The 352-nt window shown below is 55.7% G+C and carries 1 protein-coding gene; it reads left to right on the forward strand.

Annotated elements, in window-relative coordinates; translation table 11 throughout:
• Positions 1 to 274, forward strand: a 274-nt coding sequence (locus E5Q11_RS17380) for an SDR family oxidoreductase (protein ID WP_135804710.1), incomplete at its 5' end; no start/stop codon positions are given.
• Positions 275 to 352: the final 78 nt, after the last annotated feature.

A 352-nucleotide genomic window follows, 5' to 3' on the forward strand; every position in this document is an offset into this window, starting at 1 on the left:
CAAGGCCGGTGTCGAAGGGTTTACCCGAAGCCTTGCCAAGGAAATGTCGAACCTGGGTATTACTGCAAATTGCGTTGCCCCCGGTTTTATTGACACTGATATGACCCGAAAACTGGACGACAAGCAACGCGAAGCTATGATGGAAGTCATACCCGCCGGTCGTCTGGGTGAGCCGGAAGAAGTGGCAGCAGTGGTGGCCTTTCTGGCATCGGACGCAGCCGCCTACGTGACGGGTGAGACAATCAACGTCAATGGCGGCATGTACATGGGCTAGTCCGGCTGCGGGCTGATCGCGCACCTCCTTGTTGCGAAACATGTTTGAATGGAATCCCTGCTTGTTCGCAGGTTGGGT

The organism is Marinobacter confluentis, from assembly GCF_004785685.1.
Classification (GTDB): domain Bacteria; phylum Pseudomonadota; class Gammaproteobacteria; order Pseudomonadales; family Oleiphilaceae; genus Marinobacter; species Marinobacter confluentis.